Genomic DNA, 25,500 nt, shown 5'->3' with positions numbered 1-25,500 from the left:
ATGCCGGGCTTTTTCCTTCATGCACGTGGCCTGCGTACGCAGCGGCGACGCGCCGGTTGTTGCTGCCGTTATGCGCCGCGCACGCGCGCGGTCAGGCCCTTGAGGAAGTTGCGCAGCAACTGGTCGCCGCAGGCGCGGTAGTTCTTGTGGTCCGGCTGCCGGAACAGCGCCGACAGCTCCGGCTTGGACAGCGGAAAGCCGGCCGCGGCGAAGATCGCGTGCATGTCCACGTCCTTGAGCTGGAAGGCGACGCGCAGCTTCTTCAGCACCAGGTTGTTGGTGATGCGGGCCTCGGGCGCGCGCTGCGGCTGCGAATCGTCGCGGCCACGGAAGTGGTAGATCAGCCCGTCGAGGAAACGTGCCAGCGCGGCATCCGGGCAGGGCTCGAACAGCGGCTCGTCGTCGCGCCGCAGGAAGTCGTGCACCTGCGCCGGGTCGACATCGAACGCCGGGTCGGCCAGGTGGATCAGGTCCACCACGTGCCTGTCGCCCAGGTCGAGCATGTAGCGGATGCTGCGCAGTACGTCGTTGTTGATCATCACCACTCCGGAACGGCCGTGGCGCCACTGCCCGGCAAGATGCACAGTGTAACGCCGGCGCCCGCCGGCGGCCGGTACACTCGCTGGCCGATCGCCTTGCCGCCGCGTCATGCACCCACCCGTTCCTGCTGCTTTTTCCACCGCCGTTGCGGCACCGTCCCGCGCCTGGCGCACGCCGCGCGCGGGCCAGGCGCGCCGTCCCGCCGCCGGCGTCGGCCAGCCCATGGGCACCTGAGCGGATGGGACTGCGCGCGATTCTGCACGTGTGCCTGCACGCGGCGGTGCCCGCACTGCTGGCATGGATGTTCTGGCGGCCGCGGTTCGGCCGCGCCTGGGTGCTGTTGCTGCTGGGCTGGGTGATCGACCTGGACCACCTGCTGGCCGATCCGATCTACGCGCCGGACCGCTGCAGCATCGGCTTCCACCCGCTGCACACCGCGCCGGCGGCGGCCGTCTACGCGGGATTGCTGCTGCCGCGCCGCACCCGGCTGTTCGGCATCGGCCTGCTGCTGCATCTGGCGCTGGACGCGATCGATTGCGTCTGGATGCGCTGCGGCGGTTGAGGCCGGCCGTGCCGGCTGCCGGGCAGCGCGGGCTTACCAGCCGTACCAGGGGCCCGGGCCGTAGCCGAACGGACCCACGCCCTTGCCCTGGCTGACATGGATGTTCAGGTCCACCCGGCGGGTCTTGCCCTCGTCGGTGGTGTAGTTCTTGCCGAGATTGATGTCGGCCGCGCTCCAGTGGCTGTTGCCGAACGCCTTGGAATAACCGATGCCGGTGCTGAGGGTGCCGTGCACCTGCAGCTTGTCGTCGGTGACGGTCGCGGCGGCCGCGTCGCGTCGCGGCTGCGGACCGCTGTGGTCGCCGTAATAGGTGCCCGGCGCGTCGGCCTGGTAGGACGGATCGTTGAGGTAGCGCAGCGGCGCCTGCGGCACGCTCAGGTCCAGCGCGCCCGGCGCGGTGTCCGCCGGCTGCGCCGCCGCCAGCGGCGAGGCCAGCAGGCAGGCAAGCATGATGGGGAACCGGTTCATCGCGCGGGTGCTCCTGGCGGGGGCGGTCATGGTGGCAGGTGGGACACGCCGACGCTAGCGCGGCGGCGGTGAACCGGGGCTGTCGCGGCCGGGTGGCTCAGCCCAGCCGCCCGAACCCGAACAACCGCGCCAGGCGGTGCCGGCGCCGCTCGATGGCGGCGCGCAGCAGGCCGGCGCCGAGCATCGAGTAGGTGATGCCGTTGCCGCCGTAGGCCATGGCGAACAACACCCGCGGCCCCCACTGCGGATGCGCGCCGAAGAACGGCAACCCGTCGCGGGTTTCAGCGAAGGTCCCGGCCCAGGCGAACGCCGGGGTCAGCGCCAGCTGCGGGAACAGCCGCTGCAGCTTGTCGGCCAGCCGCCGCGCCTTGCGTTCCACCCGCGTGTCGCGGCGCGCCGGGATGTCCAGCGCGTCGTCCTCGCCACCCACCAGCAGCCGCAGGTCGGCGGTGCTGCGCAGGTACAGGTAGGGGCGCGCCGATTCCCACAGCATGGTCCGGCGCAGCGGCCCCAGCGCCTCGGCCGGCAGCGGGTCGGTGACGAACGCGTAGCTGCTGCGGTTGCGCGCCACGCGCTGCTCCAGCCACTGCTGGTTGGCATAGCCAGCGGCCAGCACCACGTGCCCGCATCGCACCTGGACACCGTCGCTGGTGGTGGCCACCACCCCGCGCGAGGTCGCGCGCAGGGCGCTGATGGTGGTGCGGTCGAACACCTGCATCCCGTTACGCTGCAACCGCGCAAGGAGCCGGTGCGCCATGCGGTAGGGGTCGATGCTGGCGGCAAGGTCGCTGAGGATCGCCGCCGGCGCGCTGAACCCGTAGCCGTCCTCGACGTCGCCGGGCTCGAGCCAGCGCACGCCGAAGCCGTGTTTCCTGCGCAGCGCATACTCGGCATGCAGCGCGCTGCGGTGGCGGCGGTGGCTGGCGTAGTACAGGCTGTCGGCACGGCGGAAATCGACCCCGCGCAGGTCCGTGGCCAGCGCCTGCAGCTGGCCGATGGCGTCGGCGCAGGCACCATAGGCCAGCACCGCGGCGTCCTCGCCGTAGTCCGCGGCCAGCTCGGTCATGTGGGTGTCGATCTCGTACTGCAGCAGCGCGGTACTGGCGGCGCTGGAGCCCCAGCCGATGTCGCGCTGCTCGACCACCGCCACCTCGTGCCCGTGCCGGGCCAGCTCGTCGGCGATCAGCGCGCCGGTGATGCCTCCGCCGACCACCAGGACGTCGCAGCGCAGCGCCTGCGCCAGCGGCGGATAGGCGTGCATCAGGCCGTTCCTGACCGCCCAGAAGGGATAACCACTTTTCAGGTCCATGCGCGGGTTCCGCCGGCCGGCTCAGGCGGTGGGGTGGCCGGTATGCGGCGTGTGGATCAGCCGGTCCACGTCGAAGCCCTGCTGGCGCGCATAGGCGATGTAGTGCTGGCGGGTGATCTCGTCCATGCGTGGTTCGCGCGACAGCAGCCACAGGTACTTGCGGTCGGGGCTGCCGACCAGCGCCGCGGTATAGGCGCCATCGACCAGGATCACCCAGTAGTCGCCCTTGGTGAAGGGAATCCAGCGCAGGCCTTCGGGCAGGAAGCTCACCTCCAGGCGGCTGTTGGAGGCGTCCACCGGCTTGGCCTGGCCGATCGCTTCTTCCAGCTCGCCGCCACGCAGGCAGCGGTTGCGCACGCGGATGCTGCCGTCGTCGTCGATCGTGTAGTGCGCACTGACGTCGGTGGCGTCCTCCGGTTCATGGCGCATCGGCAGGCGGTCGATCTCGTACCAGGTGCCCAGGTAGCGCGGCAGGTCGAGGGCGGGGACGGTGGGCAGCGGTGGGTGGTCCATGACGGCTCCTTTCCGGGCAGGGCGGTGCAGCTATAGGGCAGCGGCGGTGAATGCGGCGTGCGCAGCGGCCGCGCCGCACCCCCGGGCGGCATGCCTGCGCTAGGCTTGCGCTACCGAAAACGGGAGACGCACATGTACGCGGTGATCCTTCTCACGGACCCGGAGCGCTACGCGCGCGAGCGCTGGGAGCAGGTGCCGGACCTGGTCGAGTACGCGGGCGCGAGCTACTCGCTGCGCGCCGGGCCGCGGCAGCCGCTGGCCACCGACCGGCAATGGGATCCGGTGGCGGTGTACGCGCCCGACGAGCTCACCGAGGAGGAATTCCAGGACCTGTACGCCACGCACCGGCCGCACGTGGCCGAGCTCGGCCTGAAGTACTGACGGTCGCGGCGCGGGTGGCGCGCCGTTTGCGGAGCGTGGACGCGCGCTGACTTATAGTCCGCACACGCGCGGTGGTCCGCGCATGCCCGCCGGTCCACCGCCTTGTCCCTCCGCCACCGTTTCCCGTTGCTGCGCGCGTTGTTGCTGGTGTTCCTGCTGGTCGGCAGCGGGGTGTCGACCGGGGTGGCCGCGGCGGTCGACACCGCCACCGAGGCGCCATCGCCGCAGGCCCGTATCACCCAGGCCGAGCGCGCGCTGCAGGCGGTACGCCGCTCGCTCGACGACGCCGATGCGCCGGAAACGCTGCGGACGCTGTCCGAGCAGGCGCTGCAGGCCAAGCGCGATGCCGATGCGGCGGTGGCTGCGCTGGCGCCGCAGCTGGAGCAGATCGACGCCCGCATCGCCCAGCTCGGGCCGCTGGACGACGGCGCCACCGAGGAACGCAGCATCAGCCGCCAGCGCGGTGCGCTGGACCAGCAGCGCAGCCAGCTCGATGCGGACATCAAGCGCGGCAAGCTGCTGGCCGAGGATGCGCGGCAGCTGAGCGATTCGATCGAGAAGACGCGCGCCCAGCAGTTCGGTGAGCAGCTCGGGCGCAAGGTCGGCTCGCCGCTGTCGCCGGCGCTGTGGCGGCAGTTCGCCGCCAGCCTGCCCGACGACCTGGCACGGCTGCAGGGGCTTTACCGGCAGGCCGCCGGCGGCCTGAAGGCGGCGGTGGCGGCGCACGGCTGGACCGCGCCGCTGGTGGGCGCGGGACTGGCATTGCTGATGGTGTTCCCGCTGCGTCTGTGGCTGCGCCGCCTGGGTCGCCGCTACGCCGCCTCCGAACTGGCCCCGGACGGGCGCCTGCGGCGCTCCGGGCTGGCGGTGTGGCTGCTGCTGGTCGGCACCCTGTTGCCGGGTTTCGCGGCGATGGTCGTGGTCGCCAGCCTGCGCGGCATCTCGGCGATTCCGCCGCGGCTGGAATCGGTGGCCGACATCTTCGTCATGGCCAGCTTCGTGGCCGCCTTCTACGCCGCGCTGGCGGCCAGCCTGCTGGTGCCGCACCGGCCGTCATGGCGGCTGCTGGGCATCGACGACGTCGCCGCGCTGCACCTGCGCCGGTTCGCCTGGGGCGCGGCCGGGCTGACCTGGCTGTCCGCGCTGCTGCGCGAGATCAACCGCTCGGCGCGTACCTCCACGGTGAGCACGGTCACGCTCGATGGCCTGGTCGCGTTGAGCTACGTGGCGTTGATCATGGCGGCGCTGGTGACGCTGGCGCGGCTGCACCGGCGCCGTGCCGCAGCGGCCGCGCAGGCCGAGCAGGAGGCGGGCACCGCCGATGGCAGGCCGCCACGCGCCACCCGCAGCGGCTGGCTGGTACTGGCGCGGCTGGGCGGCCACCTGACCGTGCTGTCGGCGCTGGTGGCCACGCTGCTGGGCTATCTCAACTTCGCGATGTTCGTCGCCCAGCAGATGGTGTGGGTCACCGTGGTGGTGATGGCGGTCGCGCTTCTGACCCGCTTCGCCGACGACCTGTCGCTGTGGCTGTTCGCGCCGGACAGTGCCTTCGGCCGCACCCTGCGGCTGTCCACCGGCGTGTCGCCGGCGCGGCTGGAGCAGGCCGGCGTGCTGCTGTCGGCCGCGCTGCGCATCACCCTGGTGCTGCTGGGCGTTGCCGCGGTGGTGGTGTGGTTCGGCAATACCGCGGCGCTGACCGCCTGGCTGGACACGCTGAATACCGGCCTGAAGATCGGCGGGCAGACGCTGCGCCCGGCGGCGCTGCTGTGGGCGGTGGTGGTGCTGCTGCTCGGCCTGGGCCTGATGAAGGTGCTGCAGCAATGGCTGGTGGATACCTGGCTGCCGAAGACCGGCCTGGATACCGGTGCGCGCAATTCGATCAGCACGGTCGCCCGCTACCTGGGCATCGCGCTGGCGGTGCTGTGGTCGCTGGCCACGCTGGGCATCGGCTTCGAGAAACTGGCGCTGCTGGCCAGCGCCTTGTCGGTGGGCATCGGCTTCGGCCTGCAGGCGATCACCCAGAACTTCGTGTCCGGTCTGATCCTGCTCGCCGAGCGCCCGGTGAAGATCGGCGACTGGGTGAAGATCGGCGACCAGGAGGGCGACATCCGTCGCATCTCGGTGCGCTCGACCGAGATCCAGGTGGGCGACAAGTCCACGTTGATCGTGCCCAACTCGGAGCTGATCACCAAGACCATCCGCAACATGACGATGGCCAACGCGCTGGGCCGCGTGCAGATCCAGTTCTCGGTGCCGCTGGGCGCCGACGTGGGACGCGTGCGGCAACTGCTGCTGGACCTGTTCGCCGGGCATGAGAAGGTGCTGGCGGACCCGGCGCCGTCGGTGTTCATCGACTCCATCAGCGGCGGCCTGGTGGCGCTGAACTGCTTCGCCTACGTGTCCAGCCCGCGTGCCGTATACGGCGTGCGCTCGGACCTGCTGTTCGAACTGCTGCGCGCCACCGCCGAGCAGGGCATCGCGCTGGTGACCCCCACCGACGTACGCGTCCTGCACGCCGATCCGCAGCCCGGCGACCCGGCGCATTGAACCGCCGGCGTCGGCGGCACCGGTCGCCGGGCGGCGTCGGCCGGGTCCACGGCAAGGGCCGCGTGGCGGCTCAGGAACGCGGGCGGGCGCGGATCGCCGGCACCAGCGCGTAACGCTCCACCGCCAGGGTCTCGGCGTGGCCCAGCCAGGCACGTATCTCCAGGTCGTCGATCTCTTCGTCCAGGCCCAGTGGCAGGCGGATGCGGCCGTCGCTGTCCGGCTGGACCCATTGCTGTGCCACGACCACCTTGCGCTGCGGCGACACCGCCTCGACCCAGAAGGCGCGTGCCGGGCGCTGGCTTGCGTACAGCTCCAGCACGTACTGGCCGGGACGGGTGGGCTGCGCGGTACGGCTGATCATGCGCGACTGGCGCACGCTCGGGCGTGGGCCATGGAACGGCTCCAGCGGCGCGTCCACGGCGATGCCGCGGCGCAGCTGCGCGTCGCGGTACAGGCGCATGCCCTGGTCGCTGTCCACCAGCAGCGCGCACCAGTCGCCGTCGACCGAGGCGTCCTCGAACGCGGTGCAGCGGTCCACATAGGCGAGGCGGTGGCTGGGGTCGGCCTCGTCGAAGCGGCGCGAGGTGTTCTCCAGGTACACCGACTCCAGCGCCCACTGCGCGTCGTATTCCAGCAGCACTGGCGGCTGCACCTTCTGCACGCCGACCAGCACCTGGTCGCCTTCCAGGCGCAGCACGCGGGTCTGTTCGCCGAGCCACAACGAGCGCGCGAACGCGCGGTAGCGCGCATAGTCGGACGGATCGGCCTTGAGCGCGGCGACGCTGGCGCTGGCCGCGCGTGGCGTTGCCAGCAGCGAGCGGCCGAAGCCGATCGCGTCGATTGCCGGATCCAGCAGCTGCAGCAGCGTCGCGCCCGAGTCCAGGGTGGTGCCGGCGCTGGCGAACAGCTGGCGCGGGGCGATGTCCTTGCCCAGGAACAGCAGCAGGTTCTCGCGCTGCAGGGTTTCCAGCACGTGGCTCAGGTCGTTGGGCATGGCCAGGTGGTCGGAGGCGACCACCACCAGCGTGTCGTCGCCGAACTCGCTGGCGCGGATGCGGTCCACCAGCCGCGCGATCAGCCGGTCGGTGCACTTGAGCGCATTGAGCAGGCCGATGTCGCCATGCGCGCTGCGGTAGCGCGTGCCCTTGCACGCCACCGGCAGGTGCCCGGCCGGATGGTGGGTATCCATGGTCAGCGCGGTGAGCATGAACGGCTGGCCGGCGCGCGACAGCTCGATGAAGCGGTCGTAGGCGCGTTCCAGCAGCACGTCGTCGTGGATGCCCCAATTGGAGAAATGCCGGGCAGCGATGCGCTGCTGCCGGAACCAGGCTAGGTCGCGGATGTCGTCGTAGCCGTGGCTGGCAAGGAAATCGGCCTTGGCCGCGAACTGGCCGTTGGCGCCGCCCAGGTAATGGTTGCTGTAGCCCTGCTGTTTCAGATAGTCGCCCAGGCAGAACGCTTCCGGCAGGAAGCTGCCCATGCGGCCCATGCTGTTCTCGTCGCCCTGCGCGGTGGTCAGCGGCACGCCGCACATCGAAGACACCAGCCCGGCGATGGTCCAGCCGCTGCCGTCGGCCGAGGCGATGCCGCGCAGGTCCAGCGCCTGCCCGGCCAGCCGTTGCAGGTTCGGCATCAGCCCGGGGAACACGCGCTCGTCCAGGTAGGTGCGTTCCAGGCTTTCGCCGTAGATCCACACGATGTTCCTGGCACGCGCCAGCGCCTGCGTGGGAACCACGTACTCCGGCGCCACCGCGCTGTAGTCGACCGGTTTCATCTGCTGGTACATGCGCCGCGCGTCGCCGTACAGCGGGCTGCCAACGACCGCGGCCACCAGCAGCGCCGCGAATGCCGCCGTCAGCAGGCCGCCATGGCGTGGCCGGTGCAGGCGCCGCACCCGCACCAGCAGCAGTGGAACCAGCGAAAGTACCGCCAGTACCGCGAACGCGGCGATATACCCGGTGAAGTCGCCGACGCCCGCCCCTTCCATGTCGCTGCGCAGGTGGTAGAGCGTGGCCGAGTTGATGCCATCACCGCTCAGCCGATCGATCAGCCACCACCCGCTGAACGCCAGCAGCGTCAGTGCCAACAGTGCCGCCTTGAGCCGCGCCAGCACGGGCGTACACAGCAACAACAGGAACAGGGCGGGCAGGTACAGCCAGAAAGTCCAATGCATGCGGTCGCTTGGGTAGTGGAGACGGAAGGCGCCTTCGCACGGGGAGCAAAGGCGCGATCCACATGCCCATGTCAGGCTCATGAAACGTGGATGACGGAAATCATGCACAGACGAACCTGACTGAAATGTTTGCAGGAAGCGGCATGGCGCATGCCGCGACACCGTGTCCATCAGCGGCCTGGATTCCCGTGTGCAGGGCATGCGCGCACCGCGCACACACCGCGCGGACGCGTGCGTTTACCGGTGCGCAATGCCGCACGGCATCCGCGCGGTGGTGTCACCGCGCAGGGGGTCAGCGGTGCCCGCGTTCCTCGCGCGCCCGTGCACGGGTACGGCGGTCGAACAGCAGCGCGCTGACGATCAGGCCCAGGCCGATCACCACGCCGACCAGGAACAGCAGCATCGCGAACGCCGGGTAGCCGAACAGCGAGAAGCGGCTGGGCACGCGCATCAACAGCACCGACGACAGCAGCAGCGCGGCGGTGATCAGGCCGGCGGCGATGCGGTTGGCGACTTTCTGGATGTTCTCCATCAGCCGCGATTCCTCCAGCCCGGTGACCTTCATCTGCAGCCGGTTCTCGGCCACCAGGCTGAGGATGTCGGACACCCGCCGCGGGCCGGTGCGCAACAACTGCTGCAGTTCCATCGCCTCGCTGGCGACGTTGGCCATCGACAACGACTTGACCAGACGCGCGCGCATCACGTGCTGCAGCTGGCGCTCGACCACGCTGCGTGTATCCAGCTCCGGTGCCAGCAGCCGGCACGCCCCTTCCAGGTTGAGCAGCGCCTTGCCCAGCAGGCTCAGCTCCGGCGGCGTGCGCAGGTCGCAGGCGGTGGCGATGCGCACGATCTCCAGGACCACGCGGCCCTCGGACAGGGTGTCGTTGGCGGCATAGCGGGCAATCATCTGCCCGGTCAGGCGCAGGTAGCGCTCCTCGTCGTAGTCCTCCAGGCGCGTGCTGATGCCGATGATTTCGTCGGCCACTTCCTCGCCACGCCCGTCCACCGCCGCGAACAGCACCTTGAGCAGCCGTTCGCGCAGGCGCGGCGGCACGTGCGCGACCATGCCCAGGTCGAACACCGCCAAGCGCTGGTCGTCGGTCACCCGCAGGTTGCCCGGATGCGGGTCGGCATGGATCTCGCCGTGCACGAAAATCTGGTCCAGGTAGCCGCGTACCAGCGCCGCGGCCAGTGGCTGCATCGACTGCTCGGTGCGGCGCACCGGCGGGATCGCGTCCACGCGCACGCCATGCACCAGTTCCATGGTCAGCACCCGCCGCCGGCACAGGTCCCACAGCGGCTGCGGCACCCACAGCTCGGGATATGGCGCCAGGTGCTGGCCGAAGCGCGCCAGGTTCGCCGCCTCCGCTTCGTAGTCCAGCTCCATGCGCAGGGTGGTGGCAAACTCGTCCAGCCAGTCGGCGAAGCGCACGCGGCGGCCGACCCGGGTCAGGTGATCGGCGGCGCTGGCAAAGCTGCGCAGCACCGCGATGTCCGAGCGCAGCTGCGCGGCGACATCGGGCTTCTGCACCTTGATCGCCACTTCGCGGCCATCGTGCAGCACCGCGCGATGGACCTGGGCGATGGAGGCGCAGCCCAGCGGCTCCGGGTCGAACACGGCGAACAGCTTGCCGACCGGCGCCTGCAGCTCTTCCTCTATCACCGCGCGCACCTGCTCGACCGGGATCGGCGCGACCTGCTCCTGCATGCGCTCCAGCGCGGCCACGTACTCCAGCGGGATCATGTCCGGGCGCGTGGACAGCACCTGGCCGAGCTTGACGAAGGTCGTCCCCAATGCCTCCAGGTCGGCCACGAACTGCGCCGGATCGGCATCATCGGGCAGCCGGGTGTTGCGTGGTGGCTCGCCGTCCAGCTGCAGCCCGGAAAATACCCCCGAATTGCGATAGCGCAGCAGCAACCGCAGGATCTGCTGGCGCCGGCTCATGCTGCCGACGGTGGTGGGCGCGGCCGGATCTTGTTTCGCTGCGGTCAAGGCGTTCTCCCGTACGGCATGGCCTGGCAGTGTCACCGGCGGCCGGTGGTCGCCGGGTGAACGTGGCGGGCATGTCGCGCGGCGCCGCGATGCGGGACAATCGCGGAGTCCCCAACACTCACGGTGCCCCATGGCTGGAGCCGGCCTGTTCGCCCTGCTCGACGATATCGCGACCCTGCTCGACGACGTTTCCATCCTCACCAAGGTCGCGGCCAAGAAGACCGCCGGCGTGCTTGGCGACGACCTGGCGCTCAATGCGCAGCAGGTCACCGGGGTCAGTGCCGCGCGCGAACTACCGGTGGTCTGGGCGGTGGCCAAGGGCTCGCTGCTCAACAAGGCGATCCTGGTGCCGGCGGCGCTGGCGATCAGCGCATGGCTGCCGTGGGCGATCACGCCGCTGATGATGCTCGGCGGTGCGTTCCTCTGTTACGAGGGTGTGGAAAAGCTGGCGCACAAGTTCCTCCACGGCAAGGAAGACGCGCAACGCCACACCGAGCGCATCCAGGCGCTGGCCGATGCCGAGGTGGACATGGTCGCCTGGGAAAAGGACAAGGTGCGCGGCGCGATCCGCACCGATTTCATCCTCTCGGCCGAGATCATCGTGCTGTCGCTGGGCGTGGTGGCGCACGTGCCGTTCCTGCAGCGGGTGCTGGTGCTGGCGGCCATCGCCCTGGCGATGACGGTGTTCGTCTACGGACTGGTCGCAGGCATCGTCAAGCTCGACGACATCGGCCTGTGGCTGCTGCGTCGCGGCCGTGCCGCCGCCGCGCTGGGCCGCGGCATCCTGCGCGCCATGCCGTGGTTGATGCGCGGCCTGTCGATCGCCGGCACCGCGGCGATGTTCCTGGTGGGCGGCGGCATCCTCGTGCACGCGATACCGGCACTGCACCACTTGGTGGTGGGCTGGATTCCGTCACCGTCCTGGGAGATCGCGGCCAACGCGCTGGGCAGCGTGGTGATCGGCATCCTGGTCGGCGCGCTGGTGCTGGTGGCGGTGAGCGGGGTGCAACGACTGCGGAGCGGCAAGTCGGCGCATTGAGCCTCACATGTCCCGCCAGATGAGGATGCCGCAGGGCGCCATCTCGATGGCGCTTCTCAGGTGCGTAACGTCGTGCTTGCCTCGAGCATCTGCAACACCCTCCTGCGCGTGGCCGAGCGGGCGTGGCGGAATGCGTGCAGCAGGCGCCGTTCGACCGGATCGTCGACCAGCTCGGCGTCGGCGGCGGGCGTCCAGTCCTCGCGCAGTGAGGGCTCGCCGCGGCCCGTTGCCAGCCATTCGTACGAGACGTCCGTTGCCAGCGCGATGGCGATCAGGCGCGTACTGCTGGGCGAAATCCCGGTAACGCTTTCCCAGTTGCCGACCGCGCTGCGGCTGACCCGCAGTTCCGCGGCCAGTTCGCCCTGCGTCATCTTCTTCCGCTGTCGCGCCATGCGGATTCTTATTCCCAGGCTTCCCGCCATTTCACTCCTTCCCCCTACAGGAACGTGGTCATTATAGGCACGACCGGGATGGGGCCGCCTGATCAAGGCTCACGACTGATTCCACGATGGCATGTCGCCACGTCAGATAGGCATGCCATCGATACTGTCGCATTTGGTCATTAAGGCTGACAGCTGTCTCATATGTGCCGTCGTGTCTGGTTCATGAAGCGGTTGTGTCATCAGATGTGGCATGTATCGAGGCTTGCCGCATCTCCGTAGATGGGAAAGAGTCGTTCTCGTCCGATGACGACGCATGGGGATGCAATGTCGCAACCGTTGTTCCGCGATGAAGTGCTCAAGGCTCGCCGCACCAGCTGGCTGGGCGGCATTTCGCTGGCGCAACCGCTGCGGCTGTGGGTACTGACCGGGCTGGCGGTAGTGGCCGCGTCCGCCATCGTGCTGTTCATCACCTTGGGGACTTATACCCGCCGTTCCACCGTCACGGGTCAACTGGTGCCAACGCAGGGGTTGGCGACCGTAGTGGCGCCTGCCAGTGGCGTCGTGACGCGTATGGAAGTTCCGGAGGGAGGGCAGGTCGCCGCCGGCGGCATGCTGGCCTTGGTCACCGTACCGCGTGCCACCCAAGGCAGCGGCGACACGCAGGCGGCCCTGGAACAACGTCTGCAGCAACGGCAGGACGGTCTGCTCGCTACACAACAGGCCCAGCATGCACAGTTGCAGGCGCAGGCGCAGGGCATCGCCAGTCAACTGGCGAATGCGCAGCGCGAACTGGCGCAGGTGGAGGCAGAAGTAGTCACCCGCCAGCAGCAGATCCGTATCGCCAGCGAAACCCTCGATCGCCTGCGCCGGCTCGAGGGCGGGCAGTACGTCAGCGTGCTGCAGATCAAACAGCAGGAAGCGCTGGTGCTGGACTACACCGGCCAGATGCAGACCCTGCAGCGGCAAGCGATCGGCACCCGCCGGCTGATGGCGCAACTGCAGCAGGCACAGCGCGAACTGCCCGGCCAGCATCAGGCCAGCGACGCCGGCTACCAGCGCGATCTGGCCCAGCTGGAACAGGAACGGGTGCAGACGCAAGCCAGTGGTGCGCTGCTGGTGAAGGCGCCGGTAACCGGTGTGGTCGCCACGCAGATCGTCAAGCCGGGGCAGGCGGTACAGGCCGGACAACCGTTGCTGAGCCTGCTGCCCGGTGACGGAAAGCTGGAAGCCGAACTGCTGGTGCCCAGCCGTGCCATCGGCTTCATCGCCCCCGGCGATACCGTGCTGCTGCGCTACCAGGCGTTTCCGTACCAGAAATTCGGCCACCAGGAGGGGCGGGTGGCGCGCATCAGCCGCAGCGCATTGAGCAGTGGCGAGTTGGGGGCATTGATCGGCAATGCCCAGCAGGGCGAACCGTATTACCGCATTACCGTGGCGCTGGCGCAGCAGGCCATCACTGCCTATGGCAAGCCCGAGCCGCTCAAGCCCGGCATGCTGCTGGACGCCGATGTGATGGGCGAACGGCGTAGGTTGATCGAATGGATTTTCGAGCCGTTGTATTCGCTGAAAGGGAAAGTCGGCAATGGCTGATCTTCTTCGCAGGTAATGGATTGCCGGTGTATCCCGGCCCCGTGGCGCAGGGGGTCTGTGTCGCATACGTTGGAGATTGAGGATATGCGCGATTTGATGTCTGAGGAGGTTTCGTTTGTTGATGGCGCTGCTTCGCAATGCGATGCGGATGGTGGTGATGTTTTGATATTGGCGGGGCTGTCAATTGCAACGGGCTTAGGGTTTGCCGCTGGTGGCGTTGCGGGGTTTGCGGGATTGATGGGTATGTTGGCTTTCCAGAAGTCTTTGATGGATAAGCAGGCCGCATGCGAAGCTAATCTAAAATAGGTCTGACGGGCGCCAAAGTCTATTTGGCGCCCTTTGTTGGTCCTGATGGTTGATTTGGAGAATAAATATGGGAAGGCTCGTATTGATGATATTTTCTTTCTTTGTTTTTGTTGTTGCATTTTTCAGGATGGGTGGGCGGGTTAATGCAGAGGCATTTATTTCTATGGGGGCTGGAATTTTTCTTTGTTTGATGTTGTTCAGTTTTATGGATTTAAGGAGGCGCAAGGGAAGGTGATTTCCTGGGCATGCCCTGGATTTTGTGCAAGCAGGCGGTGGGCTTGAAATTGCCGGATCTGCGGCAGGACGGATCAAGGCTTGCTATTACGCATTGATAGGGCATGAAGGTTGAAACAAATCCTCCAATCCGAGTCCGCCGAATGCGGCTTGGCCTCTCTGGCAATGGCTGCTTCCGCCCACGGCCTCCATATCGGTTTGCCGCAGCTGCGCCGCCGCTTCCCGCTATCGCTCAAGGGCGCCAAGCTTTCGCATCTGATCCAGATCGCCCAGCAACTGGGCTTCTCCACCCGTCCGCTGCGACTGGATATGGAGGATCTGGGCAAGCTGAAACTGCCCTGCATCCTGCATTGGGATCTGAACCACTTCGTGGTGCTGGCCAAAGTCGGCCGCAGCAAGGTCACGATTCTCGACCCGGCCATCGGCGAACGGGTGTTGTCGCTGGCCGAGGTTTCCGAACATTTCACCGGCGTGGCGCTGGAACTGTCGCCGAGCGCCGGGTTCAAGCCACAGAAGGCGGTGCCGGCGATCACCGCGCGGCAGTTGACCGGCCCGGTGCGGGGCCTGTGGCGTGCGCTGGGACAGATCCTGTTGCTGTCGGTGGCCTTGCAGGTATTCGTGGTGCTGGCCCCGTTTTTCATGCAGTGGGTGGTGGACCAGGTGCTGGTCTCGGCCGACCGCGACCTGCTCACCGTACTGGGATTGGGTTTCGGACTGGCATTGCTGCTGCAGATTGGCATTGGTCTGCTGCGCGGCGTGGCGGTGGTGCACCTGTCGTCGCGCCTGGGCTTGCAATGGATGGGCAATGTGTTTGCGCATTTGCTCAAGCTGCCGCTGGATTTCTTCGAGAAGCGCCACTTGGGCGACGTGACGTCGCGCCTGTCGTCGGTGCAGGCCATCCAGCGCACGCTGACCACCAGCTTCGTAGAAGCCCTGATTGACGGTCTGATGGCCGTGGTCACTTTGGGCCTGATGCTGGTCTACAGCTGGAAGCTAGCGCTGGTGACGCTGCTGGCGGTGGCCCTGTACGCCGGCATCCGCGCACTGGCCTACCGCCCGCTGCGCGACGGCACCGAGCAGCAGCTTGTGGCTGCAGCGAAGCAGCAGACCCACCTGCTGGAATCGCTGCGTGGCATGCAGAGCGTGAAGGTGGCGGGCGAGGAGTCGCGGCGTCGCAGTACCTACGACAACCTGATGGTGGAAACGGTCAACAAGGACGTGAAGCTTGCACACCTTGGGTTGGGGTTCAATGGTGCCAGCCAGCTCGTATTCGGTATCGAGCGCATTGCGGTGATCTGGATCGGCGCGGTGTTGGCGCTGGGCAATGTGTTCTCGGTGGGCATGTTGATCGCCTACCTGGCCTACAAGGATCAGTTTGCGGGGCGCATGAGCGCGCTGATCGACAAATGGGTGGAGTTCCGCATGCTGCGCCTGCACGGCGAGCGTCTGGCCGATATCGTGCTGACGCCGCCGGAGGACGATCACGCGCTACCGGAAGCGTTGCCGCCGCAGGACGTACGCATCGAGGTGCGCAACCTGTCCTTCCGCTATGCCGAGGGCGAGCCGTGGGTGCTGCGTGACTGCAGTTTCAGCATCGCGCCGGGCGAGTCGGTAGCGATCATTGGTGCGTCCGGGTGCGGCAAGACCACGCTGGTCAAGCTGCTGCTGGGCCTGCTCAAGCCCAGCGAGGGCAGCATTCACGTCGGCGGCCACGACCTGCACAAGCTCGGCGCGCGCAACGTGCGCGCTATCGTCGGCGCGGTGATGCAGGACGATCAGCTGTTCGCCGGAAGCATCGCCGACAACATCGGTTTCTTCGATCCCGAGTTCGATCTTGAGCGGGTCGAGCAGGCGGCGCGGCTGGCGGCGGTGCACGACGATATCGCCGCGATGCCGATGGGCTACCACGGCCTTATCGGCGACATGGGCAGCTCGCTCTCCGGTGGGCAGAAGCAGCGCATCATTCTGGCGCGTGCGCTGTACCGGCAGCCGAAGCTGCTGTTCCTGGACGAGGCGACCAGCCACCTGGACGTGGGCAACGAGCAGTTGGTGAATGCGGCGATCCGGCGGCTGGACGTCGCCCGCGTGATCGTCGCCCATCGCCCGGAAACCATCGCCAGCGCTGATCGCGTGCTGGTGATGGAGCAGGGAAGGATCGTGCAGGAGCTGCGTCCGCAGGCTCCGCGGAGCGCGGAGGCGGTGGAAGCCGAAGCCGAAGCAGCAGCGATGCCGGTGTAGCAGGGCGTATCCGTGCATGAAGATGACGATGCCTCATGTACACATGCCTGCCCGCAATGGCCGCGGCCGGATGGCGAGGCATCCGTATGCCTGTGACGTAGACGAGCGATGAAGCCGGGCGATGCTGTCAGTTTCGACAGTTGCGCCCACAAGCGCGTTCCGGCTCAAATCGTCAGGTTTGCGGCGCATGCGCGCCTTGCAGTGAATGCCGGCGGTGTACGGGCCGGCGTGTCGTGTCGATCATCAGACAAGGGGAAATGATGCTGAAACTGTCTTCCTGCGCCCTGGGCGTGGCACTTTCGTTTGCGTTGATGCCGGCGGTATACGCCAAGGGCGAGTCGGCGACGCTGCCGCGCGCCGTGACGGCCGGGCCGTGCGTCGAGGGGATCTGCGAGTATCGCCTGCCCAATGGACTGCGGGTGCTGCTGTTCCCGGATGCGAGCAAGCCCACCGTCACCGTCAACCTGGTCTACGGCGTGGGCTCGATGCAGGAGAACTACGGTGAGACCGGCATGGCGCACCTGCTGGAGCATCTGCTGTTCAAGGGCACGCCGACGCATCCGGACATCCCCGGCGAGATGCAGCAGCGCGGGGTGAGCAAGAACGCCACCACCTCGCTGGACCGCACCAATTACTTCGCCTCGTTCCCCGCCAACGACGACACGCTGGACTGGCTGTTGGCGCTGGAAGCGGACCGCATGGTCAATTCCAGGGTCGCCAAGGCCGACCTGGACAGCGAGATGACCGTCGTCCGCAACGAGATGGAAGCCGGCGACAACAATCCTGCAGGCGTGCTGATGAAGCGCATGCGTTCGGTCGCCTACGACTGGCACAACTACGCCAACCTGCCCATCGGCGCGCGGTCGGACGTGGAGAACGTGCCGATCGGCAACCTGCAGGCGTTCTACCGCACCTGGTACCAGCCGGACAACGCGCTGCTGATCGTGGCCGGCCGCATCGACGCCGACACCACGCTGGCGCGCGTGGCCGCGCATTTCGGGCCGCTGAAGAAGCCGGCGCGCGTGCTGCCGGCGTTCCATACCGTCGAGCCGACCCAGGACGGCGAGCGCGAGGTGACGGTGCGCCGCAGCGGCGACCTGTCGCTGGTGGCCACCACCTACCACGTGCCGGCGCTGGCGCAGGCCGACAGCGCGGCGCTGGCGGTGCTGGGCAATGTGCTCGGGCATACGCCCAGCGGGCGCCTGCACAAGGCGCTGGTGGAAACCAAGCTGGCGGTGGGCGCGGGAGCCGGCAGCGGGAGCATGCGCGATCCGGGGCTGTTCAACGTGATCGCGGTGCTGCCCAGGGACGGCGACGCGGCCAAGGCCGAAGCCGAGCTGCTGCGGCAGGCCGAAGCCATCGCGGCCCGGCCGGTGACCGGGGAGGAAGTGGAGGCGGCCAAGCAGCGCATCGCCAACGACCAGGAGAACCTGCTCAACAACGTCAACGCGGTGGCGATGGCATTGTCCGAATACCAGGCGGCCGGCGACTGGCGCCTGCTGTTCATGCAGCGCGACGCCATCGCCAGGGTGACCGCGGCGGACGTCAACCGGGTGGCGGCGGCATACCTGAAGCCGAGCAACCGCACGCTGGGCCGGTTCGTGCCCACCGATGCGCCGGACCGCGCCGAGGTTCCCGCCGCGCCGGCGATCGCCAGCGTGGTCGACGGTTACACCGGCCGGGCGGCGGTTGAGGCGGGCGAAACGTTCGAGGCGACGCCGCAGAACATCGCCGCGCGCACGCAGACCTTCACCCTGGGCGAGGGCCTGAAGGTGTCGCTGCTGCCGCGCCGGACGCGCGGGCAGACGGTCACCGTCAACGCCAGTTTCGAGTTCGGCAACGAACAGGCCGTGACCGGGCGCGACACCGCCGCGCAGTGGGTGGGATCGATGCTGCTGCGGGGCGCGGCGGGGCTGAGCTACGAGCAGCTCGTCGCCCGCTTCGACGCGCTCAAGACCGAGGCGTCCATCGGCGGCAACCTGCAGGGCGCGCAGATCCGCCTGAGCGGCAAGCGCGAAACCCTGGCCGAGGCGCTGGCACTGGCCGCGCAGGTGCTGCGCCAGCCGGACTTCCCGCAGGACCAGTTCGAGCAGCTGCGGCTGCAGGCCATCACCGGGATCGAGGCGCAGCGCAAGGAGCCGGGCATGCAGGCGTCGATGGCGATGGCCAGGTACTTCGATCCGTGGCCGGCGGGCCATCCGCTGCACGCCGATTCGCTGGACGAGTCCCTGGCCAAGCTCAAGGCGCTGAAGCTCGACGACCTGCGCGCCTGGCACCGCGATTTCTACGGGACCGCCAGCGGCCAGATCAGCGTGGTGGGCGACTTCGATCCCGACGCGGTGAAGGCGCAGCTGCAGGAACTGTTCGCCGGCTGGAAGTCGCCGGTGCCTTACGCGCCCATCGCCACGCGCTACCAGCCGCGCGCCGCGCACCGCGAGAGCTTCACCACGCCGGACAAGCCCAACGCGGTGCTGCTGGCGCGGCAGAACCTGTCGCTCAACGTGGCCGACGCCGACATGCCGGCGCTGAGCATCGCCGTGGACATCCTGGGTGGCGATCCGCTCAAGTCGCGCCTGGCCGACCGCATCCGCCAACGCGAAGGCCTGAGCTACGGCGTGAGCGCCGGCCTGCGCGCGGACGACAGCCGCGTCGGCCGCGACGACAACGGCAGCCTTACCGTGCAGGCCATCGCTGCGCCGCAGAACATGGGCAAGGTCGAGACCGCATTGCGCGAGGAGCTGGCACGGCTGGTGTCCGACGGGGTGACCGCGCAGGAAGTGCGCGACGCGGTGGCCGCGCGCATCGTGCAGCGCGAACAGTCGCGCGCCAGCGATGCCGCGGTGGCCGGCCTGCTGCAGGGCCTGCTCGATTACGACCGCACCATGGCGTTCGTGATCGAGCGCGACGCGGCCTACCAGGCGCTGACGGTCGAGCAGGTCAATGCCGCCATCCGCAAGCACCTCAAGCCGGAGAGCCTGAGCGTGTTCGTGGCCGGCGACTTCAAGTAACGCCGCATCAGGCAAAGGGATGCCGGGGCGGCCACGTGCTGCCCCGGTCGTATCGCTGGACGCGCGTCCGCGGGGCCGCGGTCCGCGCCGGCGGCAGGGTCAATCGGCGTTGCCGACCCGGTCGCGACCGGCCTGCTTGGCCGCGTAGAGCGCGCGGTCGGCGCGCTGCAGCAGTGCGTCGGCGGATTCGCCCGGGCGCCATTGCGCGACGCCGGCGCTGAAGCGCACGTGCACGCGCTGGCCCTCATGCTGGAACGGGCGGTGGGCCAGCGCTTCCTGCAACCGCCGCAGCTGCGCGTCGGCCTGGTCCTGGGGCATGCCGGGCAGGACCAGCACGAATTCATCGCCGCCGAGGCGGGCGACCTGGCCGTGGCTGCCCAGGCGGGTCTGCGCGGTCGCCACCAGGTGGCGCAGCGCATGGTCGCCACCGGCGTGGCCATGGTCGGCGTTGGTGCGGCTGAAGTGGTCCAGGTCCAGCATCGCGATGCTGAGCAGCGGCTGCGCGCCGCCCATCGCTTCGGCCAGGACGTCCTGCAGGCCCCGCCGGTTCAGCGCGCCGGTCAGCGGGTCGGTGCGCAGCTGGCTGCCGGCTTCCTCCAGCTCGCGCTCGAGCTGCTGCACCCGCTGTTCGGCGGCCAGCGCCTCGGCGCGCGCGCTGGCCAGGCGGTCGCGCGCGCGCAGCGCCTGCGCCTGCACGCGCGCGGTGTCCTGCAGTACGTTCTGCAGCAGCTGGCCCAGGTCGGCCAGGCTGCGCGCCTGGCGCACCGCCACCGCGTAGCTGGCGATGCGGTCGTGGTAATCGCCGGTTTCCGAGGCCATGCCTTCGACCTGCTCGACGAAGTCGACCATCAGGTCCTTCATCGCCGCCTTGGATTCCTCGATGCCCTGGCGCAGCACGCCCTGGCGGTAGATCACCTCGCGCAGGTCGTTGCGGGTGCGTTCCAGCGAGGTGCGGTCCAGCGGCCCGGCCAGCACCTGCCGCACGTTGCCGATCTGGCCATGCAGCCAGCTGCCGCCGTCGATCAGCTCGGCGATGTTGTGCAGCAACAGGTCGAACAGGTTGAGCAGCAGGTCGTGCTGCTCGTGCAGGACATCGTTGCGCACGCCCACCTGGTGGCACAGCTCGCGCAGGTGCTGTTCCACCGGTTCCAGCGATTGCCCGGATTGCCAGCCGCGCAGTTCCTCGCCCATGCGCCGGGCCTGGGTCTCCAGTTCCGGCGCCTGCTGCAGCAGGCTGGACAGCACCGCGCCGAGGGTGTTGCGCAGCATGTCGCGCAGCCGCTCGGCTTCGCTGTTGCCGGCCTGCGCCGGTTCCAGGTCGATGGTGCGGATGTACTTGTCGATCAGCTGGCGCAGCAGGCGGCCGTAGCGCTCCCATTCCTGGCCGTCGTAGGCGCTCTGCAGCAGCCGCCCGAGATCGCCGAGCTCCCCGGGCAGGCTGGACATGCCCTGGGCGAACGCGTGCAGCAGCGCATCGGGCGCGTGGGCGTGGCCGAAGATCCGCTGCAGCGGCGTCGTGCCGTGGCCGTGCGCGGCGGCTTTCGGCGCCGGCGCGGCCGCCGCCGGGGCGCCGGCCATGACCTGGCGGCGTGACAGGATGCGTCCCAGTCCGGCAGGCTTGGAGGGCGGAATGTCGGTGCTGTCGGCCATCGCGAGGCGGTTCCGGACGGGCTGTGCGGACGGGCCGCGGGCGGGGGATCGATGTCCCCCATTATCGGCGAGGCGGATGCCGGCTTGAACCGCCGGGCAGAGGAGGAGCGGGATGCGCGTACTGCTGGCCGGAGCGACCGGCCTGGTGGGGTCTCAGGTGCTGCAGCGGCTGCTGGCCGATACCCGCTGCACGGCGGTGGTGGCACCGGTGCGGCGGCCGTTGCCGCTGCAGCATCCACGGCTGTCCGCCCCGTTGCTGGATTTCGACGCGCTGCCGCTGCAGGCGCCCTGGTGGCAGGTGGATGCGGCGATCTGCACGCTGGGCTCGACCCTGAAGCAGGCCGGCTCGCGGCAGGCGTTCGCGCGCATCGACCATGGCTACCCGCTGGCCATCGCCCGCGCGGTGAAGATGCACGGCTGCACGGTGTTCGCGCTGAATTCGGCGATGGGCGCCAACCCGCGTTCGGCGTTCTTCTACAACCGGGTCAAAGGCGAACTGGAGCGCGACCTGCGCGCACTGGGGTTCGCGTCGCTGGCGCTGGTGCGGCCGGGGTTGATCGGTGGCGCGCGCTCCGAGCCACGCCCGGGCGAGCAGGCGGCGGCGCGGGTGCTGGGTGCGCTGGGGCCGGTACTGCCGCGCGCATGGCGCACCAACCCGGCCGGGCGCATCGCCGCGGCGCTGGTGGAGGCGGCGCTGGCGCCGGCGCCGGGGGTGCGGGTGATCGGCTCGGCGCAGCTGGCATAGCCGCCGCGCGCCGGGAGCGGCCGCGCTCAGGCCGGCAGCGACTGGCCGCCATCCACCGCCAGCACCTGCCCGGTGATCCAGCGGGCGGCGGGCGAGCACAGGAACACCGCGGCCGCCGCCACGTCGGCAGGGTCGCCGAAGCCCCCAAACGGAATCCGGTCGCGGACGCTGGCGTACAGCGCCGGTTCGGAGGTGCGGCGCTGGTCCCACAGGCCGCCGGGGAACAGGATCGAGCCGGGGGCGATGGCATTGACGCGGATGCGCTCGCGCGCCAGCTCGGTGGCCAAGGTGACGGTGTAGTAGTCCAGCGCGGCCTTCGCGGTGGAGTAGGCGGTCGCGCGCGGTGTCGGCACGCGGGCGTTGATCGAGCTGACGTTGAGGATGGCCGGCATCGTGCTGCGCCGCAGGTATGGCAGCGCCAGGCGGTTGCTGCGCACCGCGGCCATCAGGTCGATGTCGAAGCCGGCCTGCCAGCTGGCGTCGTCGTTGCCGTTGCCGAACCCGGAGGCATTGTTGACCACGATGTCGATGCCGCCGAGCGCGGCGGCGGCGGCCTCGATCCAGGCTTCGATCTGTGCCGGGTCGGCCAGGTCGCAGGCGTGCACGTGGACGTGGGCGGCAGTGGCCTGGAGTGCTTCCTGTGCGCGCTGCAGGCCGTCGTCGCCGCGTGCGCACAGGCCCAGGCGCACGCCGTGCCGCGCGAACGCGGTGGCGATGGCCAGGCCGATGCCACGGCTGCCGCCGGCGATCAGCACGCGGGCATCGCGCAGTGGCTGAACCGTCATCGTGGCGTCTTCCGCGGGAACCGGTGGGTATTGTCGCCGCAAAGGCCGCGGTTCACGGCCAGGTCGTGGCCGGCTGCCCGTTGTCGGGGTGCTGCATGCGCACCACGCAGAAACGGTGGCCGGTCGGCGCTTCCATCACCCACCAGCGCTTGACCAAGCCGATGCGGCGCGCGCCCAGCGCTTCCAGCCGGTCGGCTTCGGCGTCGATGTCGTCCGCTTCGATGTCCAGGTGCACGCGCGGGGGATGGCTGACGCGCTGCACTTCCACGTGCAGGCCGCCGGGGGCGCCGGACAGTTCGGCGTACTGCGCGCCGTCGGTGTCGGTCTCGGGGGTGCGCGGTGCCAGCCCCAGCGCCGCGCTCCAGAAGCGGGCGGCGGTGCCGGCGTCGGTGTCCTGGCAGTCGATGATGAAGCCGGCCAGGCGGCTGCGGTGGGCCATGCGCGTGCTCCTGCGGTGGGAACCGCGAGCTTACGCCCCTGCCATGGGCGGGCGCGTGGCGGCAATGGCCCGCGCCGGCCCACCGAGCCGCCACGCGGCGCCGCACAGCACGCCATAGACCAGCCATTCGGCCAGCCGTTGCAGCAGCCCGCGCCAGGCCTGCAGTTCGGGCAGGGCCATCAGCACGAACAACAGCAGCCAGCTGGCCGCCAGCCCGGCCCACAGCAGGCGGATGCGGGCCGGCAGTCGTGGCGCGGTGGCCAACAGCAGCAGGCCCAGCGCGGTTCCGCTGTAGGTGAGCATGCCCAGCAGGGTGTGCAGTTGCTGGTCGAGACTGCCGGTCGCCGGGCAGCCGGGGTCGCAGGGCGCCAGCGCCGAGCCGATCCAGGCCAGTGGTTCGCACATCAGCAGCCAGTAGCCGAGCCGGCTGGCGCCACGGACCGGCGCCAGCCGCGCGCAGGCCAGCAGCAGCCAGGCGGCGAGCAGGCCCACCGGAACGAAGCCGGCCAGGCTGATCAGCCGCGCATGCGCGCTGCCGCTGGCGCCCAGTTCGCTGATGTACTGGGCCATGTGCGAATAACCGGGCTTGAGCAGCGCGCCGCCGAACAGCATGCCGAGGTAGGCGAGCACCAACAGTGGCACGATCCGGCGCGGGTGGGACATGGCGGTCGCGGCGCGGGTGCCGGAGGCCGGATCAGCGCGCTGCGCTGGCCAGGAACAGCTCGACCTTGCCGCAGGACGGGCAGGCATGCAGGTCGAACGCCTCGCGGTTCACCAGCAGTTCGCCGAGGTTGCCGAGCAGGAACGGCAGCGCCTGGGAGCCCTCGTGGAAGCGCTTGCGTCCGGCGAACACCATCGGCGTGCCGGGGCAGCGCAGGCAATTGATCAGGCGCGGCGGCCGGGCCGCCGGATCGGCGTTGTCGGGGCGGAAGTCCGGGTCCGCGCTGCCATCGACGCGGGTGCCGCAGTTCCAGCACTGCTCGAACGTGTCTTCGTTGCTTTCCCTGCAGTGGCTACAGATCCAATGGGTCATGGTCACGCCTGTCCTGTGCGATGCGCGCATCGTAGCGTGACCCGGGGCGTCGTGGTGACCGGCGCGCGGGCCGCGCCAGGGTGAGCGGCCGGGCGCATCGACGGCGGTGCCCGCCGCGGTCGCGGGCGTTGTCGCCATCGAGCACGGCAAAAAAAAGCCCGCATCGCTGCGGGCTCAAGTTCTGCTGCAAAGCGTTCGCCCGGGGCGGTCAGTGCGGCCGCGCCAGATCGTCGATCAGCACGCGCAGGAAGCGCGCGGCCTCGCCGCCGGTGCAGGCGCGGTGGTCGAACGTGACCGACAGCGGGATGACCTTGTGGGTTTCCACCCCGCCCATCACCGGCGTCACCTGGAAGCGGGCGCGCCCGGCGGCGACGATGGCCACGCACGGCGGCACCACCACCGGGGTGGCATAGCGGCCGGCGAACATGCCGAAGTTGGACAGGCTGATGGTGTAGCCGCTCAGTTCCGACGGGGCGATGCTGCGCTCTTCCACCTGCTGGCGCAGGCGGTTGATGCCTTCGCGGACGCCGCGCGCGTCGAGCATGTCGGCGTTGCGCAGGGCCGGCACGAACAGGCCGTCGTCGGTGTCCACGGCAATGCCGATGTCCACCTGCGCGTGCAGGGTGCGGGTGAGGGTGTCGCCGTCGAACCAGGCGTTCATCGCCGGCACCGCCTGGCAGGCGGCGACGATGCCGCGCACCAGCCGCGAGGTCATGTCGTTGCCCGGTGCCCAGGCATGGATGTCGGCATCGTCGGTCAGCGTGGTCGGCACGACCTTGCTGTGCGCGTCGGCCATCACCCGCGCCATGTTGCGGCGCACGCCCTTGAGCGGCTCCGGCTGGCCCTTGGCGACCACGCCCGGGGGCGCGGTGCGCATCGGCCTGCCGGCGGCGGACAGCGGCGTGCGCGCGGCATCGGCACGCACGGCCGGCGCCGGCGCGGCGGCCTGGACCGCCTGCGGTGCCGCTGCCGGCGCGCTGCCGACCTTGGCGGTGCCGGCCTCGGCGGCCTGCTTCACGTCGCTCATCGTCACCGCGCCGTCGGCGCCGGTGGCACGCACCCGCGCCAGGTCCACGCCGAGCTTGCGCGCCATCGCGCGCACCGCCGGCACCGCCTTGACCCCGCCCACGGCCACGGCCTGTTCGGTGTGCACGGCGTTGGAGCTGACCATCGCCCCGACCACGGTGCCTTCGTCGGCACGTTCGGCGGCAGCGGGAGCCGGTGCCGGCGCCGCGGCAGGCGCGGGCGCCGCAGCGGCCGCTGCCGGTGCGCCGTGGTGGTGGCCGGTGTCCTGGCCTTCGGCGCGCTGCGGCAGGTTCGGATCGATCTCGAACTGGGCCAGCATGTGCCCGGTCACCACGATGTCGCCGGCGCCGCCGGCCAGCTTCAGCACCTTGCCGGAGACCGGCGACGGCACTTCCACCACCGCCTTGGCGGTCTCCATCGACACCAGCGGCTCGTCCAGCTTGATCACGTCGCCTTCCTTGACGAACCACTCCACGATGGTCGCGTCCGGCAGGCCTTCGCCCAGGTCGGGCAGGTTGAAGTTCTTGGTCTGGCTCAT

Annotated in this window: 21 protein-coding genes and 1 pseudogene; 9 read left to right on the top strand and 13 right to left on the bottom strand. The window is 69.5% G+C overall.

What is annotated here, in order from left to right; genetic code table 11:
- Window positions 1-68 precede the first annotated feature (68 nt).
- Complete coding sequence (locus AC06E6_RS13330; protein ID WP_104939764.1) at window positions 69-539, bottom strand: YehS family protein; 471 nt, start codon at window positions 537-539, stop codon at window positions 69-71.
- 239 nt (window positions 540-778) lie between these two features.
- Between AC06E6_RS13330 and AC06E6_RS13325 the strand changes: the two genes are divergently transcribed.
- On the top strand, window positions 779-1,102 hold the full coding sequence (locus AC06E6_RS13325) for a DUF6122 family protein (protein WP_161614919.1): 324 nt from the start codon (window positions 779-781) through the stop codon (window positions 1,100-1,102).
- 33 nt (window positions 1,103-1,135) lie between these two features.
- On the opposite strand, the gene AC06E6_RS13320 is transcribed toward AC06E6_RS13325, so the two are convergent.
- The 3 genes from AC06E6_RS13320 to AC06E6_RS13310 all read right to left on the bottom strand — a co-directional run bounded on the left by AC06E6_RS13320 (window position 1,136) and on the right by AC06E6_RS13310 (window position 3,392).
- The gene (locus AC06E6_RS13320) at window positions 1,136-1,570 is read right to left on the bottom strand and encodes a hypothetical protein (protein WP_161614920.1); all 435 of its coding nucleotides are present in this window, start codon (window positions 1,568-1,570) and stop codon (window positions 1,136-1,138) included.
- 97 nt (window positions 1,571-1,667) lie between these two features.
- A complete protein-coding gene (locus tag AC06E6_RS13315; protein WP_240212414.1) occupies window positions 1,668-2,879 on the bottom strand; it encodes an NAD(P)/FAD-dependent oxidoreductase in 1,212 nt (403 codons plus the stop codon).
- A gap of 21 nt (window positions 2,880-2,900) precedes the next feature.
- Window positions 2,901-3,392, bottom strand: a complete 492-nt coding sequence (locus tag AC06E6_RS13310; RefSeq protein ID WP_240212413.1) for a lipocalin family protein — start codon at window positions 3,390-3,392, stop codon at window positions 2,901-2,903.
- Between the two features lie 132 nt (window positions 3,393-3,524).
- Between AC06E6_RS13310 and AC06E6_RS13305 the strand changes: the two genes are divergently transcribed.
- Window positions 3,525-3,773 carry a hypothetical protein gene (locus tag AC06E6_RS13305; protein WP_104939759.1) on the top strand — a complete coding sequence of 83 codons (249 nt, stop codon included), beginning with the start codon at window positions 3,525-3,527 and terminating at the stop codon, window positions 3,771-3,773.
- 102 nt (window positions 3,774-3,875) lie between these two features.
- Entirely contained in the window at window positions 3,876-6,320 is a 2,445-nt protein-coding gene (locus tag AC06E6_RS13300; protein ID WP_240212412.1) for a DUF3772 domain-containing protein, read from the top strand.
- Between the two features lie 70 nt (window positions 6,321-6,390).
- Here AC06E6_RS13300 and AC06E6_RS13295 read toward each other — a convergent pair whose 3' ends face one another.
- Both AC06E6_RS13295 and AC06E6_RS13290 read right to left on the bottom strand, forming a co-directional pair.
- The gene (locus tag AC06E6_RS13295) at window positions 6,391-8,493 is read right to left on the bottom strand and encodes a phosphoglycerol transferase I (RefSeq protein ID WP_478061652.1); all 2,103 of its coding nucleotides are present in this window, start codon (window positions 8,491-8,493) and stop codon (window positions 6,391-6,393) included.
- A gap of 292 nt (window positions 8,494-8,785) precedes the next feature.
- A pseudogene (locus AC06E6_RS13290) lies at window positions 8,786-10,559 on the bottom strand (ABC1 kinase family protein).
- Window positions 10,560-10,616: 57 nt separating this feature from the next.
- Between AC06E6_RS13290 and AC06E6_RS13285 the strand changes: the two are divergent.
- Window positions 10,617-11,525 carry a DUF808 domain-containing protein gene (locus tag AC06E6_RS13285; protein WP_240212410.1) on the top strand — a complete coding sequence of 303 codons (909 nt, stop codon included), beginning with the start codon at window positions 10,617-10,619 and terminating at the stop codon, window positions 11,523-11,525.
- A 56-nt stretch (window positions 11,526-11,581) separates the two neighbouring features.
- Here the strand turns inward: AC06E6_RS13285 and AC06E6_RS13280 are convergent, their stop codons facing one another.
- A complete protein-coding gene (locus AC06E6_RS13280) occupies window positions 11,582-11,947 on the bottom strand; it encodes a helix-turn-helix transcriptional regulator (protein WP_240212409.1) in 366 nt (121 codons plus the stop codon).
- Window positions 11,948-12,187: 240 nt separating this feature from the next.
- Between AC06E6_RS13280 and AC06E6_RS13275 the strand changes: the two genes are divergently transcribed.
- The 4 genes from AC06E6_RS13275 (at window position 12,188) to AC06E6_RS13260 (ending at window position 19,284) form a co-directional block, all read left to right on the top strand.
- Window positions 12,188-13,498, top strand: coding sequence for an HlyD family secretion protein (locus AC06E6_RS13275; protein ID WP_478061649.1), 1,311 nt, complete (start codon window positions 12,188-12,190; stop codon window positions 13,496-13,498).
- 84 nt (window positions 13,499-13,582) lie between these two features.
- Window positions 13,583-13,804 (top strand): hypothetical protein, encoded by a 222-nt coding sequence (locus AC06E6_RS13270; RefSeq protein ID WP_161614927.1) that lies wholly within the window; start codon window positions 13,583-13,585, stop codon window positions 13,802-13,804.
- Between the two features lie 345 nt (window positions 13,805-14,149).
- Window positions 14,150-16,276, top strand: a complete 2,127-nt coding sequence (locus AC06E6_RS13265) for a peptidase domain-containing ABC transporter (protein ID WP_240212407.1) — start codon at window positions 14,150-14,152, stop codon at window positions 16,274-16,276.
- A gap of 257 nt (window positions 16,277-16,533) precedes the next feature.
- Window positions 16,534-19,284 carry a M16 family metallopeptidase gene (locus AC06E6_RS13260; protein WP_240212406.1) on the top strand — a complete coding sequence of 917 codons (2,751 nt, stop codon included), beginning with the start codon at window positions 16,534-16,536 and terminating at the stop codon, window positions 19,282-19,284.
- A 99-nt stretch (window positions 19,285-19,383) separates the two neighbouring features.
- Here the strand turns inward: AC06E6_RS13260 and AC06E6_RS13255 are convergent, their stop codons facing one another.
- A complete protein-coding gene (locus AC06E6_RS13255; RefSeq protein ID WP_104939752.1) occupies window positions 19,384-20,934 on the bottom strand; it encodes a GGDEF domain-containing protein in 1,551 nt (516 codons plus the stop codon).
- Between the two features lie 112 nt (window positions 20,935-21,046).
- Between AC06E6_RS13255 and AC06E6_RS13250 the strand changes: the two genes are divergently transcribed.
- Entirely contained in the window at window positions 21,047-21,679 is a 633-nt protein-coding gene (locus AC06E6_RS13250; protein WP_240212405.1) for a Rossmann-fold NAD(P)-binding domain-containing protein, read from the top strand.
- Between the two features lie 26 nt (window positions 21,680-21,705).
- On the opposite strand, the gene AC06E6_RS13245 is transcribed toward AC06E6_RS13250, so the two are convergent.
- From AC06E6_RS13245 to AC06E6_RS13225, 5 genes are all read right to left on the bottom strand, one after another.
- On the bottom strand, window positions 21,706-22,464 hold the full coding sequence (locus AC06E6_RS13245) for an SDR family NAD(P)-dependent oxidoreductase (protein ID WP_240212404.1): 759 nt from the start codon (window positions 22,462-22,464) through the stop codon (window positions 21,706-21,708).
- 52 nt (window positions 22,465-22,516) lie between these two features.
- Window positions 22,517-22,903 carry a VOC family protein gene (locus AC06E6_RS13240; protein WP_240212403.1) on the bottom strand — a complete coding sequence of 129 codons (387 nt, stop codon included), beginning with the start codon at window positions 22,901-22,903 and terminating at the stop codon, window positions 22,517-22,519.
- A 30-nt stretch (window positions 22,904-22,933) separates the two neighbouring features.
- Window positions 22,934-23,566, bottom strand: a complete 633-nt coding sequence (locus tag AC06E6_RS13235; protein WP_240212402.1) for a DUF998 domain-containing protein — start codon at window positions 23,564-23,566, stop codon at window positions 22,934-22,936.
- A 31-nt stretch (window positions 23,567-23,597) separates the two neighbouring features.
- On the bottom strand, window positions 23,598-23,936 hold the full coding sequence (locus tag AC06E6_RS13230) for a hypothetical protein (protein ID WP_240212401.1): 339 nt from the start codon (window positions 23,934-23,936) through the stop codon (window positions 23,598-23,600).
- A 208-nt stretch (window positions 23,937-24,144) separates the two neighbouring features.
- Window positions 24,145-25,500 carry a dihydrolipoamide acetyltransferase family protein gene (locus AC06E6_RS13225; RefSeq protein ID WP_104939747.1) on the bottom strand — a complete coding sequence of 452 codons (1,356 nt, stop codon included), beginning with the start codon at window positions 25,498-25,500 and terminating at the stop codon, window positions 24,145-24,147.

The sequence above is a fragment of the Stenotrophomonas sp. Steno-Z10-HUANG genome (genome assembly GCF_056393075.1).
Note: the sequence above shows the minus strand (reverse complement) of the source record. Positions and strands in the feature narration are given on the sequence as shown.